A 13,898-nucleotide genomic window follows, 5' to 3' on the forward strand; every position below is an offset into this window, starting at 1 on the left:
CTCTGGCGGTGACCCTCGGCCTCTGGCGGTGACCCCCGGCCGGCGGGTCAGGGCGTCAGGTGTCCGTGGAGGCGGACCCTCGCCAGGCCGCCGTCCGGGTGGATGTCCACGCGCACGTGGGTGACCGGCGTGGCCGCCGCCAGGCGGAAGCGGTGCGGGGTGTCCGGCTGCAGGCGGGTACGCGGCAGCAGCTCCACGGGCGCGGCCGTGCCGGGCTCGCCGTCGAAACCGGTGAGGGCGACCGCGGCGGGGGCGTTGAAGAGCAGGTTCGTGGTGTCGATCTCGGCCAGCCTGGGCACGCCGCGCCCGGCCAGCCGGATGACCAGCCAGTCGTTGCCGTCGTCCCGCCGCCGCGCGGTCTCCCAGCCCTCCGCCTGATGGCGGGCCAGGCCGGGGGCGATGACGTTGTGGGGGGCGGAGTAGAAGTCGTCGGAGCAGCCGGTGACGATGCCGCCGTTGGCGAGGGCGGCCAGGTCGAGGCCGAGGCCGTCGTACACGGACAGGTCGGGGCGGGGCTCGCCGTGCACGCGGAGCCGGGCGACGCCGCCGTCGGGGAAGATGTTGAGCCGTACGTGGGTGGCGTGGAGCTCGCCCGTGACCTCGAAGTGGTGCTCGGCGTCGCCCTTCAGCGCGGCCCGGGGCACGATCTCCGTCCACGAGGCCGCCGCCAGCTCGCCGGGCGACGGGTGGCCCTCGACGCGGGCGGCCTCGACGGTCGCGTACGGCGGGTAGTTGCCCTTGAACCAGGCGGTGTCGATCGCCACGCCGCGGATCACGCCCGGCACGCCGAGCCGGACCAGCGCCCAGTCGTGGCCGGGCGCGCGCCGGCGGCGGGTCTCCCAGCCGTCGTACACCTGGCCCTTGTGCCCGAAGGTCCCGGGGCGGAAGCCGGGACGTCCCGGCCGGACGAGGCTCTCCTTCTCGGCGAACGACTCGTCGCTGGCGGCGACGACCGCCCCGCCGAGGGTGCGCAGGGCGAGGTCGGGCAGCGTGGTGAAGCGGGTCATCCGGTGCTCTCTCTCAGGAGGAATTTCCCGTGCGGCTCGCCGTCCACGGGCCGGCCGCGTAGCCAGGTGGTCAGCACCGCGCCCTTGAGCACCTGCCCGTGGTAGGGGGTGACGGGGTTCTTGTGGTGCAGGCGGGCGGCGTCCACGGCGTGGTCGGCGGCCGGGTCGAAGGCGACGAGGTCGGCGTCGTTGCCCGGCGCGATCGCGCCCTTGCCGGGGATCCCGGCCAGCGCGGCCGGGGCGGCGGCCATCCAGCGCGCCACGTCGGCGAGCCGGTGCCCCCGGCGGGCCGCCTCCGTCCACACGGCGGACAGGCCGAGCTGCAGCGAGGCGATCCCGCCCCAGGCGGCGGCGAAGTCGGGCACCTTGAGGTCGGCGGTGGACGGCGAGTGGTCCGACACCACGCAGCTCAGCGTCCCCTCGGCCAGCCCTTCCCACAGCAGGTCGCGGTTGGCCGCCGAGCGGATCGGCGGGCAGCACTTGAACGCGGTCGCGCCCTCGGGCACCCGTTCGGCCTCCAGCGTCAGGTAGTGCGGGCAGGTCTCCGCGGTGACCGGCAGGCCGTCGGCGCGGGCCGCCGCCAGCACGTCGAGGCAGGCGGCGCTGGAGACGTGCAGGACGTGCACCCGCGCGCCGGTCTCCCTGGCCAGCTCCACGAGCCGGCGGACGGCGCCGCGTTCGGCCGCCTCCGGCCGCGAGGCCAGGAACTCCGGGTACGTCGGCCCGCCCGGCTCCGCCAGCAGCGCCGGGTCCTCGGCGTGGACCACCATGAGCCCGCCGAACCCGGCCACCTCCTCCAGCGCCCGCCGCAGGTCGCCGCCCGCGAGCGGCGGGAACTCCGCCACCCCCGACGGCGACATGAAGCACTTGAAGCCGAGCACGCCGCGCTCGTGCAGCGGGCCCAGCTCCTTGACGTTGCCCGGCACCGCCCCGCCCCAGAACCCGACGTCCACGTGGCACTGCCCGCGCGCCGCGGCCAGCTTGGCCTCCAGCGCGGCCACGTCGGTCGTGGGCGGCAGCGAGTTGAGCGGCATGTCGACGATCGTCGTGACGCCGCCCGCGGCCGCCGCCCTGGTCGCCGAGGCGAACCCCTCCCAGTGCGTACGGCCTGGCTCGTTCACGTGGACGTGTGTGTCCACCAGGCCGGGCAGCAGCGCGAGGTCGCGCAGGTCGACGTCCTCGGCGGCGGCGAGCGGCGCGTCGTAGGGATGCAGGGCCTCGATCCGCTCCCCCCGTACGGCCACCGCGGCGGGCCGCTCCCCCTCCGGCGTGACGGTCCTGCGGGAGCGGACCACGAGGTCGAGCGGCGGCGTCATGGCGTCCCCTCCGCGAGGCGGCGGTCGGCGGCGATCCTGGCGGCCAGACGTTCCAGCAGGGGGCCGGCCTCCGCCATGCAGCGCGCCGGGTCGGGCTCCAGGTCGGTGAGGGCGTAGGCGGCCTCGATGCCGGCCGCCTTGAGCTCGGCGTCGGAGAGCGTGCGCCGCCCGCAGACGGCGACGACGGGCACGCCGGCCCTGGCCGCGGCCTGCGCGACCCCGATGGGGGCCTTGCCGCGCAGCGACTGCTCGTCGAGCGAGCCCTCGCCGGTGATCACCAGCCGGGCGTCCGCGGCGTGCGCGCCGAAGCCGAGCAGCCCGAGCAGGTGGTCGATGCCGGGGCGGATCTCGGCGTGCAGGAACGCCAGCGCCGCGAAGCCGACGCCGCCGGCCGCGCCCGCCCCCGGCGCGCCGGCCACTCCCATGGCCCGGACGATGTCGTCGTGCTCGACCGCGCCCATCAGCCCGTGCGTACGGGTCGCCACGGCGGCCAGCCGGGTCAGCCCCGACTCCAGGACCTTCACGTCGTCGGGCGTGGCGCCCTTCTGGGGGCCGTACACGGCGGCGGCGCCGTGCGGGCCGAGCAGCGGGTTGTCCACGTCGCTCGCGACCACGAACGAGACCCCCGTGAGGTCGGGGAAGCCGGACAGGTCGATGCGGTCCAGCGCGCGCAGCGCCGCCCCGCCCCTGGGCAGCTCGCGGCCCTCGGCGTCCAGCAGGCGGGCGCCGAGGGCCTGCGCCATCCCCGCGCCGCCGTCGGTGCACGCGCTGCCGCCGAGCCCGAGCACGACGCGCCTGGCGCCGTGGCGTACCGCGTGCGCGACCAGCTCGCCGGTGCCGTGGCTGGTGGCGGTCAGGGGCTCGGGCCCGTCCGGCAGCCGGCGCAGCCCGGACGCCTCGGCCAGCTCGACCACGGCCGTGGCGTCGCCGGGGTGCCAGGCGTACGAGGCCGTGACGCGCTCACCCGTCGGGCCGGTGACCTCGATCGTGACGCGGTCGAACCCGCAGGCCACAGCGGCGTCCACGGTGCCGTCGCCGCCGTCGGCCACCGGCAGCTCGACCGTGGGCACGCCGAGCCCCGCCGTCACCCGCGCCGCCACCTCTGCCGCCGTCAGCGACCCCTTGAACTTGTCCGGAGCCACCAGAACATGCTGAACCACTACCAACTCCCACATGATGATGAACAATGGCCGGACACGCCTTCCTGCCCGGTGCGAGCGGGCAGGAAGGCGTGCCTCATCATCCTGACACCAAGGCGTCGTGTCCCCCACGACGGCCTTGCGACGAGAGGGGCGTTGTGCACGGTTCCCGGGTGCGGATCTCGGCCGGGCAGCGGCGGGCGCGGCTCGGCCTGCGGCATCGGCTCGCGGTCAAGGCGGCCACGCCGGAGGAGGTGGCGGCGTCCGTGGTGGCGCTGCACGGCAGCGACCCGTCGAGCGTGTTCCTGTCGGCGGGGGCACGGCTCGCCGCGCCCGGTCCCGAGCCGGTGGAGCGGGCCATCTACGACGACCGCACGCTGGTGCGCATGACCGGCATGCGGCGGACGGTGTTCGCGGTGCCGGCCGAGCTGGTGCCGGTGGTGCACTGGTCCACGATGGCGCCGGTCGCCCGCAGGGAGCGGCGCGCGCTGATGAAGGTCTTCGGCGCGGACGGCTGGGACGAGGCCCGCGTCGCGGCGGCCGAGGCCGCGGTGCTGCGGGCGCTGGCCGAGCACGGGGAGGCGGACGCGGCCAGGCTGGGGACGCTGGTGCCGGAGCTGCGCGAGCAGGCGGTGCTGGCGGCGGGCAAGCCGTACGAGGCGCTGGTCAGCCTGGGCTCGCGGCTGGTGCCGCTGATGGCGATGGACGGCCTGCTGGTACGCGGCCGCCGCGCGGGCGGCACGTGGGTGAACGGCCGGCACCTGTGGGGCCTCGCCCCCGAGCTGCCCAGCATGGCGGCGCCGGAGGCGCGGGCGGAGCTGGCGCGCCGGTGGCTGGCGGCGTTCGGCCCGGCCACGGAGGCCGATCTGAAGTGGTGGACCGGCTGGACGCTGACCGAGACGCGCGCGGCCCTGTCGGCGGCCGGCGCGGTCGAGGTGGAGCTGGACGAAGGGCCCGGTCTGGTGCTGCCGGACGACCTGGAGGAGGTGCCGGAGCCGGAGCCGTGGGCGGCGCTGCTGCCGGCGTTGGATCCGACGCCGATGGGATGGCAGGCGCGCGACTGGTACCTCACCGACGGGCACCGGGCCGAGCTGTTCGACCGCAACGGCAACATCGGCCCGACAGTGTGGTGGGACGGGCGCGTGGCGGGCGGCTGGGCGCAGTGGCCGGACGGCGAGATCGTGTGGCGGCTGCTCGCGGACGTGGGCGCGGAAGGGCGGGCGGCGGTCGAGGCCCAGGCGGCCGCGCTGGCCGCCTGGCTCGGCGAGGTCCGCGTCACCCCGCGCTTCCGCACTCCGCTGGAGCGCGAGCTCTCGGCCCCGTAGCCTCCCGTGAGCGGTCAGGAGACCGTGCGGATGAACTCCTCCAGGGAGTAGCGGCCGTCCTGGTCGGAGTCCGCGCTCTGGCTCAGCGCCGCCAGCGCCTCGGCCGGCAGGTCGGGGAAGTGCTGCTTCAGCTCGCTCTCGCTGATGTAGCCGTCGCCGTCGGTGTCGATCGCGGCGAAGGTGCTCTTGAGCCGCGCCAGCCGCTGTTCGGGGAGTTCCGCCGTCACGGGGCCGCCTTCCGGGGGGAGGTGCGATCAGGACATCCCCACCTTAACGGTCACCCCGCGCTGTTCGGCGCGTTCGAGCAGCCTGCGCCCCGCCTCGGCCCCGGCCCGCCCGAGCGCGTCCTGCGAGGCGGTCCTGAGCTCGCCGTCGGCGACCACCGTACGCCCGCCGACCAGCAGCCGGACGAGCGGCAGCGCGGGCCCGAACACCAGCGCGCAGACCGGGTCGGCGACCGCTGCCGTGTACGGCCCGTCCACCCGCCACAGGGCGACGTCGGCGAGCTTGCCGGGCTCCAGCGTGCCCAGCTCGCCCTCGCGGCCGAGGTTGCGCGCTCCGCCCAGGGTGGCCAGCTCCAGCGCCTGGCGGGCGGTCAGCGCCCGCGGGCCGTAGCGGGCACGCTGGAACAGCAGGGCCTGGCGCATCTCGCCGGCCAGCGGCGTCAGCTCGGAGGAGGCGGAGCCGTCCACGCCGAGGCCGACGTTCACGCCGCGCCGCAGCATCTCCGAGACGCGGGCGACGCCCGCCCCGAGCCGCCCGTTGGAGGACGGGCAGTGGGCGGCGCCGGTGCCGGTGACGGCGAGTTTGGCGATGTCGGCGTCGCTGAGGTGCACCGCGTGCGCGAGCCACACGTCCGGCCCGAGCCAGCCCAGCTTGTCCATGTAGTCCACGGGCCGCAGGCCGAACTGCTCCAGGCAGTGCTCGTCCTCGTCCACGGTCTCGGCGAGATGCGTGTGCAGGCGTACGCCCTTGTCCCGCGCCAGGGCGGCCGACTGCGTCATCAGCTCGCCGCTGGCCGAGAACGGCGAGCACGGCGCGACCGCCACCCGCAGCATCGAGGAGGGCGACGGGTCGTGGTAGGCGTCCACGGCCTCGGCGGTGGCGTCGAGGATCTCGTCCAGGTCCTCGACCACCTCGTCCGGCGGCAGGCCGCCGCGCGACTCGCCCCTGTCCATGGAGCCCCGTGCGGGATGGAAGCGGAGCCCGACCTCGCGCGCCGCCTCGATCCCGGCCGCGAACAGGTCGCCCCGCCCCTTCGGGAACAGGTAGTGGTGGTCGCTGGAGGTGGTGCAGCCGGACAGCGCCAGCCAGCCGAGCCCGGCCGCCGAGGCACCTCTGACGATCTCGGCGTCCATGGCGGCCCACACCCGGTAGAGCGCCACCAGCCACTCGAACAGGGTGGCGTCCTGCGCGAGCCCCTGGGAGGCCCACTGGTACAGGTGGTGGTGGGTGTTGACCAGCCCGGGGGTGGCCAGGCAGCCCGTGCCGTCGAGGCGTTCCGCGCCAGGCGCGTCGGGGGCGGGGCCGGGGCCCAGCCCGGCGATCCTGTCGCCCTCGATCCTCAGCCAGCCCCCGGCGATCTCGGGCCCGGCGACCGGCGCGAGGTGCACGTTCTCGATGATCAGGCTCATCCGGCGGCCCCTTTCTTGGTGGCGGCCAGGCGCACCGCGTCGAGGATCTTCTCGTAGCCGGTGCACCGGCACAGGTTGCCCGCCAGCGCCTCGCGGATCTCCGCGTCGGACGGGTCCGGCAGGCGTTCCAGCAGGTCGTGCGCCTGCACGAGCAGGCCCGGCGTGCAGAAGCCGCACTGCACGGCCCCGCACTCGACGAACGCCTCCTGCACCGGGTCGAGCCTGTCCCCCTCGGCCAGGCCCTCCACGGTGCGCACCCGCCGGCCCTCGGCCTGCCCGGCGGCGACCAGGCAGGAGCAGACCGGCTCGCCGTCCAGGTAGACGGTGCACGAGCCGCACTCGCCCTGCTCGCAGGCGTTCTTGGAGCCGGGGAGGCCGAGCCGCTCGCGCAGCACGTACAGCAGGCTCTCGCCCTCCCACACGCCGTCGGCGCTCTCCTCGCGGCCGTTCACGGTGAACGTGACGCGCATCAGGCCGCCCTCCTTCCGCGGTGGTCGTTCCAGGCCCAGGTCAGCGTGCGGCGGGCCATGACGTCGAGGGCGCGCAGGCGGTAGGCGGCGGTGCCGCGCACGTCGTCGATCGGCGCGGCGGCCCGCGCGCACAGCCGCCCGAACCGCTCGACCAGCGCCGGATCGAGCGTGGGGCCGTCCCAGTCGAGCTCGCGGGCCATCAGGTCCTCGGCCTCCTCGGCCCGGCGCGGGGTGGGTGCGGCCGAGCCGATGCCGGTGCCCACCCGCCGCCGCGCGGGGTCGAGCGCGACCGCGAACGAGCACACCGCGATCACCATGGCGTTGCGGGTGCCGACCTTGGAGAAGTATTGAGGGCCCGGCGCGCTCGGCACGCGCACGGCCCTGATCAGCTCGTCCGGCCGCAGGGCGCTGCGCTTGACGCCGAGGTAGAACTCCGCGGCGGGGATCGTCCGCACGCCCCCGTCCCGCGACTCCACCTCGATCACCGCCCCGGCGGCCAGCAGCGGCGGATGGCTGTCGCCGGCGGGCGAGGCCGCGCCGAGGTTGCCGCCCACCGTGCCGCGGTTGCGGATCTGCGGCGAGCCGACCGTACGGGCCGCCTGCGCCAGCCCCGGCACGACGCCGCCCAGCTCCTCGACGACCACCCGGTACGGCACCCCGGCCCCGATCCGGCACTCGCCCCCGCCCACGGACCACTCCCGCAGCTCGGCCACCCGCGTCAGGTCGAGCAGCGCGGGCGGCCTGCGCACCGCGAAGTTGATCTCCACCATGACGTCGGTGCCGCCCTGGAGCGGCACCGCCTCCGGCTGGTCCGCCTTGGCTGCCAGCGCCTCCGCCCACGTCGTGGGCCGCAAGAAGTCCATCGTCGCTACTCCCAGGCGAATCCGGCGTCGGGCGCGTCCTCGCGCAGCACGCCGCCCTCGATGAGCCCGTACGGCCGGTCGGCGGCGTGGTAGACCTCGTTGTCGTTGTCCAGGCCGAACGGCGACAGGTCCACCAGGAAGTGGTGCCTGTTGGGCAGGGCGAGCCGCACCTCGCACAGCTCGGGACAGGAGGTCAGGACGCGCTCGCCCATCGCGTACAGGGTCTGCTGGAGCGACAGGCTGTGGGTGCCGGCGAACGCCTCCAGCAGGCAGCTGCGGGCCCGCTCGTACGAGGCCGCGTGGTCGCCGCTCTCGCCGAGGTGCCGCCAGCGGGCGGTCACGGCCGTGGCCAGGATGCGGTCGGTGGTGGGCTGGAGGGTGGTGTACTCGTCCACGGCGAACCCGTGGAACTCCGAGCCGGTGGTGTTGAGCAGCACCAGGTCCTTGAGCCCTGACACCACCGTGGTGCGGCCGTCGCGGTCGTGGTGGACGACGCAGGTGCGCACCTCGCCGCCGTCCCGTACGAACGAGTGCGGGCCGCCGCGCCGCCAGCCGTACTCCTCGATCTCCACCCGCGCGTGGTGCACCGCCCGCCCCGCGCCGACGAAGTGCCGGGCCAGCAGCAGCGCGAACTCCTCGATCTCGCCGACACCGTGCTTGCGCGCGAAGGCTTGAACGGTGTTCTTCTGGCTGTCGGTCGGCAGCACGGCGGCGTTGTCGCCGGTCAGGTGCACGGCCTCCATGTCGCCGGAGAGCGCGGTGGCGACGTTGAGATCCTTGAGGTGGTGGACGGGCCCTTCACGGACGACCCGGACGAGCCTGACGCCCGCCTTGCCGTAGCGGTTGTGGCCGAGCTTGACGGTCATCAGCTTCCTCGGTAGGTGGAGTAGGCGTAGGGGCTGAGCAGCAGCGGCACGTGGTGGTGCTGCGCGGGGTCGGTGACGGTGAAGGCGATGACGACCTCGGGGTAGAAGGTCTCGGCGAGGTAGCCGGCAGTGTCGAAGACGACCCGGTGCACGCCCGCGCCCGCGGTGTCCCATCCCTTGATCCGGCCGTCGCCGTCGGTGCGGCCCTCGGCCAGGACCCGCCCGCCGGCGTCCTCCAGGCGCACCCGCACCCCGGCGGCCGGCCGCCCGGCGACCGCGTCGAGCACGTGCGTCGAGAAGCTCACTCCCCTCCTCCCATCAGCTTGACCAGCCGCAACCGGGTGATCTTCGCCAGCTCGCCGCGTACGGCCGCGCGCTCGCGCTCCTCGTCGTTGCCCAGCCGCTCGCGCAGCCTCGCCAGCAGCTCGGCCCCGCCGAGGCCGGTGGCGCACACCAGGTAGACGTGCCCGAAGCGGGCCTCGTAGGCCCGGTTGCCCTCGGCGAGCGCCGCACGCAGGTCGTCCCCGACGCCGGACTGCTCCTGCCGCGACCAGGCCGCCTCCCGCCCCGCGCCGGCGGGCCGCTCCCCGATCCTGGGGTGGGCGGCCAGCGCCTCCAGCACGTCCGGCCAGGCCAGCGCGCCGGCCGCCGCCTCGGCCGCGGCCAGCAGGCCGGCGAGGTCGCCGTACGGCCGGCCCGCCGCCACGCGCGCGGCGAAGGCCGTCGAGGCGCAGCAGGCGCGCAGCTCCTCCTCGGCCTGTCCCGCCGGGGCGGCGTTGAACGCGGCGAGCGCGCTGAGCGTTGCGGGCATGTGAGAAGTACACACAGGCCCTTCGTGCCCGGTCCATCCGCGAGAACTCCCAACTCCCGCCCCCGGTGCGGCCCGCTTTTCGTGTCATGCTCCAACCCGCTCACCGGGCGACACGGACTCTGCGCAGGTCGCGGCGGATCTGGGCGGCGCGCGGTGCGCCTAAACTGAGGGCATCATGAGCCCAACATCCCTGATCGGCGGACACGTGTCCGTGACCGGCGGCCTGGCGACCGGCGGCCTTAAGTACATGGCCGAGATCGGCGCCGAGATGATCCAGGTGTTCGTCACCAACCCGCGCGGATGGGCGCTCAACGACGGCAAGCCCGACCAGGACGCCAAGCTGGCCGAGTCGGGGGTCACGGCCTTCATCCACGTGCCCTACCTCGTCAACTTCGGCTCGCCTAACGCCGACACGCTCGCCAACTCGGTCGACGTGGTCCGCCACGGGCTGCGGCGCGGCGTCGAGACCGGCGCGAAGGGCGTCGTGGTGCACACCGGCTCGGCGGTGACGCAGCCGCGCGAGGACGCCATGCGCCAGCTCCGCGAGCATCTGCTGCCGCTGCTGGACGAGATCCCCGACGGCGGGCCCGACCTGCTGCTCGAACCGATGGCCGGGCAGGGCGCCATGCTGTGCGCGACCGTCCAGGACCTGGAGCCCTACCTGGCGGCCCTGGAGTGGCATCCGCGCGCCTGCGTCTGCCTCGACACCTGCCACGCCTTCGCCGCCGGCCACGACCTGGCCGCGCCGGGCGGGGTGGCCGAGACGTTCGACGCGCTGCACCGCATCGCGCCGGGCCGGCTCAAGCTGATCCACGCCAACGACTCCAAGGACGTGTGCGGGGCGAAGAAGGACCGGCACGAGAACATCGGCGCGGGACACATCGGCGCGGAGCCGTTCGCGGAGATCATGCGGCATCCGGCGGTGGCGGGCGTGCCCCTCTGCATCGAGACGCCCGGCAAGGCGCCCAAGCACGCCGAGGACATCGCCCTGCTGAAGAAGCTGCGCGACTCCCTCTGAGCCGCCCGCGACGGGTGCGGCAACGGCGGGCTCTTGTGACGCTGGGGCGCCCGCGCGCGCGATCCGACCGCCCCCGTGGCCGGATCGCGGGGCCGGCGAACCGGCCGCGGCGGGCGCCCCTTCACGAGCCGGCGTGGCGGGCCCCACCCCCCGGTCAAGGGCCCGGCCGCCGCGGCGGCCGGCGATGGCCGCCGGTGAATCCGGCGCATCAGACCTGCGGTGAGCCCCCCGGCTCGTCCCCCCGATGCGCCGGAGTGGCTTCCGATGCCTTGACACTACGGATGCGATCTTGGGAGCGAAACCCTGTTGATGACCAGCGCGTCGAACGGTCAGTAGTCAGCGCTGTACGGAGAGTGCGTTGACGACGAGCGGTCACTCCGGGACGACGAGCGGCCGATTCCGGGGCGCGCCCGGCGGCCGGGCACCCGCGTCCGCGCCCTCGTCCGGCCCGCCGCCCTGCCGTCCGAGGGCATGTGACCAGGGAAATCATTACCACCGGCGCGGGCGGTCCGCTCCCGTGAGCGGCGCCGGGGCGGGACGTGCCCGCACCCCGTTTCACGCCCTTACGAGATCACGGCCCGGTGCTGGCGGACGAGCTGCTCACGCACCTGGCGGCTGTGCCGGCGGCTCACCGGGAGCTGCTCGCCGCCGACGGTGAGCGTCACCCGCCCGCCCTCGAACCGCAGCTCGCTGACGTGCCGCGCCGACACCAGCGTGCTGCGGTGGATGCGCAGGAACCCGGCCTGCGACCAGCGCCGCTCCAGCGCGGCCAGCGACATGCGGACGAGATAGCTGCCGTCCACCGTGTGCAGCCGCACGTAGTCGCCCTTGGCCTCGGCGTAGCGTACGGCCTGCTGCGGCACGAACCGGGTGCGCCCGCCCAGCTCGACCGGGATGACGTCGTCCTGCGCCGGCTCGGCCGCGGGCGCGGCGGCGGCCTCCAGCCGGCGCACGGCCTCCGACAGCCGCTCGGCCCGGACCGGCTTGAGCAGGTAGTCGACCGCCTCCAGCTCGAACGCCTGCACCGCGCACTCCTCGTGCGCGGTGACGAAGACCAGCTTCGGCGGGCTGGGGAAGCCGCCGACCAGCCGGGCCAGGTCGAGCCCGTCGAGCCCCGGCATGCGGATGTCGAGGAAGACGCCGTCGAGCCGTTCGCCGCCGCCGATCATCTGGACCATGTCCTGCAGCGCCGTGACGCCGTCGGCCGCGGTCGAGACGTGCTCGATCCGGTCGTCCTGGCGCAGCAGGTAGGCCAGCTCCTCCAGGGCGGGGACCTCGTCGTCCACGGCCAGCACTCTCAGCATGGCCGCCACGCTGCCGCATGAACGCGAAGGTCACAAGCGACACGCCAACGGAGCGTGCTGATTCGGCTACACCTCGGCGGCGTGCGTCCTGGGGGCGTGCGTCTTGGGCACGCGCAGCCGCACCTTCGTCCCGGCGCCGAGCGCGGTCTCCACGACCAGGCCGTAGGAGTCCCCGTAGATCTGGCGCATCCGCAGGTCCACGTTGGCCAGGCCGATGCCGGCGCCCTCGCGCGCCGGGTCCTCGTCCAGCATGCGGCGGGCGCACTCCGGGTCCATGCCGGCGCCGTCGTCCTCGACCGTGATGTGCGCCTCGGGCCCCGCGTCGCGCACCACCACCCGCACCTCGCCGCCGCGGGCGGCCCGCATGCCGTGCTTGATGGCGTTCTCGACCAGGGGTTGCAGGCACAGGAACGGCACCGGCACGGGCAGCACCTCGGGGGCCACCTGCATGCTGAAGCGCAGCCGGTCGCCGAAGCGGGCCCGTTCCAGCAGCAGGTAGTGGTCGACGCAGGTGAGCTCGTCGGCCAGGGTGGTGAAGTCGTGGGCGCGGCGCAGCGCGTACCGGGAGAAGTCGGCGAAGTCGAGCAGCAGCTCGCGGGCGCGTTTGGGGTCGGTGCGCACGAACGAGGCGATCGTGGTGAGCGCGTTGTAGACGAAGTGCGGCGAGATCTGGGCGCGCAGCGCGCGCGTCTCGGCCTCCAGCGCCCGCCGCCTGGAGGCGTCGAGCTCGGCCAGTTCGAGCTGTCCCGACACCCACCCGGCGACCTCGGTGACGGTGCGCACGAGCGCGGCGCTCAGCTCGTCGTCGATGGCCGCGAGCGCGCCCACGACGGTGCCCTCCACGGTGAGCGGCACCACGACGGCCCCGTGCGGCTCGCCCGCGAACACCTGCGCCCGGCCGGCGGCCAGCGCGGCGCGGGCGTGCGTGAGCACGTCGTCGGTGCACGGGCCGTCCCAGGCCAGCGCGGCCTCGGTCGAGGTGATGGCGACGGCCCGGGTGCCGAGCAGGGCGCGCAGATGGCGTACGGCCTTGCGGGCGGAGTCGCGGTCGAGCCCGGCGCGCAGGGCGGGGGCGGCCATCGCGGCGAGGTGCAGGGTGGCGTAGGTGGCCTCGTCCGCCCGCCGACCCGTGAGCCCGCCCTCAGGCGGGCCTTCGTCGCCGCGGCTGCGTGGGCCACGGGCGAGACGGGAGCCGGCGGCGAGCCCCGCGGCGACGGCCAGGCAGCACAGCGCCAGGCACGCGATGATCAGCATGCGGCAAACCGTAGTTCACTACGGTGCGTGTTCGCTCGCGAACGCAGAGTGAAGTCAGGGTGGTCCTTCGCCGGGTTCTTCCTGGTAGGAGTAGCGCTGCTCGCGCCAGGGGTCGGCGACGTTGTGGTAACCGCGCTCCTCCCAGAAGCCGCGCCGGTCCTCCAGGAGGTATTCGATGGCGCGCACCCACTTGACGCTCTTCCACGCGTACAGGTGCGGCACCACGATGCGGACCGGGTGGCCGCGCTCGGCGCTGAGCGGCTTCTCGTCCAGCTCCATCGCGAACAGCGTCTCGGGGGCGGCGAAGTCGGACATGCGCAGGTTGGCGCTGTAGCCGTACTCGGCCCAGATCATGACGTGGCTGACGCCCGGGTCAGGCGGGGCGGCCGCCATGAGGGTCGCCGGGGCGACGCCGCGCCACTCGTTGGCCATGAGCGAGAACTTGGTCACGCAGTGGAAGTCGGCCACCCGCGTCACGCGGGGCAGGGACTCGAACTCGCTCCAGGTGAAACAGTGCTCCTCCCCGGAGGCGGTGGCGCCGAACACCTTGAAGTCCCAGGTCTCCGGTTTGAACCGCGGCACTCTGCCGTAGTGGATGACGGGTCGGCCGCGCGGGACGTACTGGCCTGGCGGCAGCCGCGACTCCTCCACGATCTCTCCCCTCACCTGACTCGCGTCTGACGCACATCCTGCCACCGGTCCGCGGGCGGCTCGCGGCCGGGTCTGATGCGATAGGATGCGGGCCTATGCGCAACGCGTTCCTCTTTTGGTATGGCGACGGACCCGAGTCCGTTCGCCATCTGACGCTGCGCTAGCAGACAGGCGAACGAAGGCCCCGGGTCCGACAGGACCCGGGGCCTTCTGTGTTTTCCGGGAAAAGGGAGAGTGTTC

General features: G+C 74.6%; 15 protein-coding genes. 2 read left to right on the forward strand and 13 right to left on the reverse strand.

The genetic code is table 11. From position 1 onward, the window contains the following. Positions 1-47 precede the first annotated feature (47 nt). Genes alc through BMW85_RS02425 form a run of 3 tightly spaced genes read right to left on the reverse strand, consistent with a single transcriptional unit; the run spans position 48 to position 3,465 of the window. Complete coding sequence (gene alc, locus BMW85_RS02415; protein ID WP_091076220.1) at positions 48-1,007, reverse strand: allantoicase; 960 nt, start codon at positions 1,005-1,007, stop codon at positions 48-50. Next, positions 1,004-2,323 (reverse strand): allantoinase AllB, encoded by a 1,320-nt coding sequence (gene allB / locus BMW85_RS02420; RefSeq protein WP_091076223.1) that lies wholly within the window; start codon positions 2,321-2,323, stop codon positions 1,004-1,006. Before allB ends, alc begins: the two co-directional genes overlap by 4 nt. After that, a complete protein-coding gene (locus tag BMW85_RS02425; RefSeq protein WP_245774564.1) occupies positions 2,320-3,465 on the reverse strand; it encodes a glycerate kinase in 1,146 nt (381 codons plus the stop codon). Before BMW85_RS02425 ends, allB begins: the two co-directional genes overlap by 4 nt. A gap of 170 nt (positions 3,466-3,635) precedes the next feature. Between BMW85_RS02425 and BMW85_RS02430 the strand changes: the two genes are divergently transcribed. Then, complete coding sequence (locus BMW85_RS02430; protein ID WP_245774565.1) at positions 3,636-4,787, forward strand: winged helix DNA-binding domain-containing protein; 1,152 nt, start codon at positions 3,636-3,638, stop codon at positions 4,785-4,787. A 14-nt stretch (positions 4,788-4,801) separates the two neighbouring features. Here the strand turns inward: BMW85_RS02430 and BMW85_RS02435 are convergent, their stop codons facing one another. From BMW85_RS02435 to uraD, 7 genes are read right to left on the reverse strand one after another with little or no spacing between them, the layout of a single operon-like run. After that, positions 4,802-5,014 carry an EF-hand domain-containing protein gene (locus BMW85_RS02435; protein WP_091076228.1) on the reverse strand — a complete coding sequence of 71 codons (213 nt, stop codon included), beginning with the start codon at positions 5,012-5,014 and terminating at the stop codon, positions 4,802-4,804. A gap of 27 nt (positions 5,015-5,041) precedes the next feature. Beyond that, positions 5,042-6,421 carry an 8-oxoguanine deaminase gene (locus tag BMW85_RS02440; protein ID WP_177240456.1) on the reverse strand — a complete coding sequence of 460 codons (1,380 nt, stop codon included), beginning with the start codon at positions 6,419-6,421 and terminating at the stop codon, positions 5,042-5,044. Next, positions 6,418-6,891, reverse strand: a complete 474-nt coding sequence (locus tag BMW85_RS02445) for a (2Fe-2S)-binding protein (RefSeq protein WP_091076231.1) — start codon at positions 6,889-6,891, stop codon at positions 6,418-6,420. The genes BMW85_RS02440 and BMW85_RS02445 overlap by 4 nt, the downstream gene beginning before the upstream one ends. Next, a complete protein-coding gene (locus tag BMW85_RS02450) occupies positions 6,891-7,754 on the reverse strand; it encodes an FAD binding domain-containing protein (RefSeq protein ID WP_091076233.1) in 864 nt (287 codons plus the stop codon). The genes BMW85_RS02445 and BMW85_RS02450 overlap by 1 nt, the downstream gene beginning before the upstream one ends. Before the next feature lie 5 nt (positions 7,755-7,759). Next, positions 7,760-8,620 (reverse strand): factor-independent urate hydroxylase, encoded by an 861-nt coding sequence (pucL, locus tag BMW85_RS02455; protein WP_091076236.1) that lies wholly within the window; start codon positions 8,618-8,620, stop codon positions 7,760-7,762. After that, positions 8,620-8,925 carry a hydroxyisourate hydrolase gene (uraH, locus tag BMW85_RS02460; RefSeq protein WP_091076238.1) on the reverse strand — a complete coding sequence of 102 codons (306 nt, stop codon included), beginning with the start codon at positions 8,923-8,925 and terminating at the stop codon, positions 8,620-8,622. Before uraH ends, pucL begins: the two co-directional genes overlap by 1 nt. Next, complete coding sequence (uraD, locus tag BMW85_RS02465; RefSeq protein WP_091076240.1) at positions 8,922-9,431, reverse strand: 2-oxo-4-hydroxy-4-carboxy-5-ureidoimidazoline decarboxylase; 510 nt, start codon at positions 9,429-9,431, stop codon at positions 8,922-8,924. The genes uraH and uraD overlap by 4 nt, the downstream gene beginning before the upstream one ends. 175 nt (positions 9,432-9,606) lie before the next feature. Between uraD and BMW85_RS02470 the strand changes: the two genes are divergently transcribed. Further along, positions 9,607-10,449, forward strand: coding sequence for a deoxyribonuclease IV (locus BMW85_RS02470; RefSeq protein WP_091076243.1), 843 nt, complete (start codon positions 9,607-9,609; stop codon positions 10,447-10,449). Between the two features lie 563 nt (positions 10,450-11,012). Here the strand turns inward: BMW85_RS02470 and BMW85_RS02475 are convergent. The 3 genes from BMW85_RS02475 to BMW85_RS02485 form a co-directional block, all read right to left on the reverse strand. Then, positions 11,013-11,753: a LytR/AlgR family response regulator transcription factor gene (locus tag BMW85_RS02475; protein ID WP_091077160.1), complete on the reverse strand. Its 741-nt coding sequence runs from the start codon at positions 11,751-11,753 to the stop codon at positions 11,013-11,015. A 66-nt stretch (positions 11,754-11,819) separates the two neighbouring features. Then, a complete protein-coding gene (locus tag BMW85_RS02480) occupies positions 11,820-13,007 on the reverse strand; it encodes a sensor histidine kinase (RefSeq protein WP_091076245.1) in 1,188 nt (395 codons plus the stop codon). A 54-nt stretch (positions 13,008-13,061) separates the two neighbouring features. Further along, positions 13,062-13,658 (reverse strand): molybdopterin-dependent oxidoreductase, encoded by a 597-nt coding sequence (locus tag BMW85_RS02485; protein ID WP_218155627.1) that lies wholly within the window; start codon positions 13,656-13,658, stop codon positions 13,062-13,064. Positions 13,659-13,898 lie beyond the last annotated feature (240 nt).

The sequence above is a fragment of the Nonomuraea wenchangensis genome, from assembly GCF_900111685.1.
Taxonomy (GTDB): Bacteria; Actinomycetota; Actinomycetes; order Streptosporangiales; family Streptosporangiaceae; genus Nonomuraea; species Nonomuraea wenchangensis.

Excerpts from the sequence above, each read along its gene's own strand:
- BMW85_RS02450 (WP_091076233.1), bottom strand. The coding sequence starts at position 7,754 with ATGGACTTCTTGCGGCCCACGACGTGGGCGGAGGCGCTGGCAGCCAAG.
- BMW85_RS02445 (WP_091076231.1), bottom strand. The coding sequence starts at position 6,891 with ATGCGCGTCACGTTCACCGTGAACGGCCGCGAGGAGAGCGCCGACGGC.
- allB (WP_091076223.1), bottom strand. The coding sequence starts at position 2,323 with ATGACGCCGCCGCTCGACCTCGTGGTCCGCTCCCGCAGGACCGTCACG.
- uraD (WP_091076240.1), bottom strand. The coding sequence starts at position 9,431 with ATGCCCGCAACGCTCAGCGCGCTCGCCGCGTTCAACGCCGCCCCGGCG.
- BMW85_RS02470 (WP_091076243.1), top strand. The coding sequence starts at position 9,607 with ATGAGCCCAACATCCCTGATCGGCGGACACGTGTCCGTGACCGGCGGC.
- BMW85_RS02480 (WP_091076245.1), bottom strand. The coding sequence starts at position 13,007 with ATGCTGATCATCGCGTGCCTGGCGCTGTGCTGCCTGGCCGTCGCCGCG.
- alc (WP_091076220.1), bottom strand. The coding sequence starts at position 1,007 with ATGACCCGCTTCACCACGCTGCCCGACCTCGCCCTGCGCACCCTCGGC.
- pucL (WP_091076236.1), bottom strand. The coding sequence starts at position 8,620 with ATGACCGTCAAGCTCGGCCACAACCGCTACGGCAAGGCGGGCGTCAGG.
- BMW85_RS02440 (WP_177240456.1), bottom strand. The coding sequence starts at position 6,421 with ATGAGCCTGATCATCGAGAACGTGCACCTCGCGCCGGTCGCCGGGCCC.
- BMW85_RS02475 (WP_091077160.1), bottom strand. The coding sequence starts at position 11,753 with ATGCTGAGAGTGCTGGCCGTGGACGACGAGGTCCCCGCCCTGGAGGAG.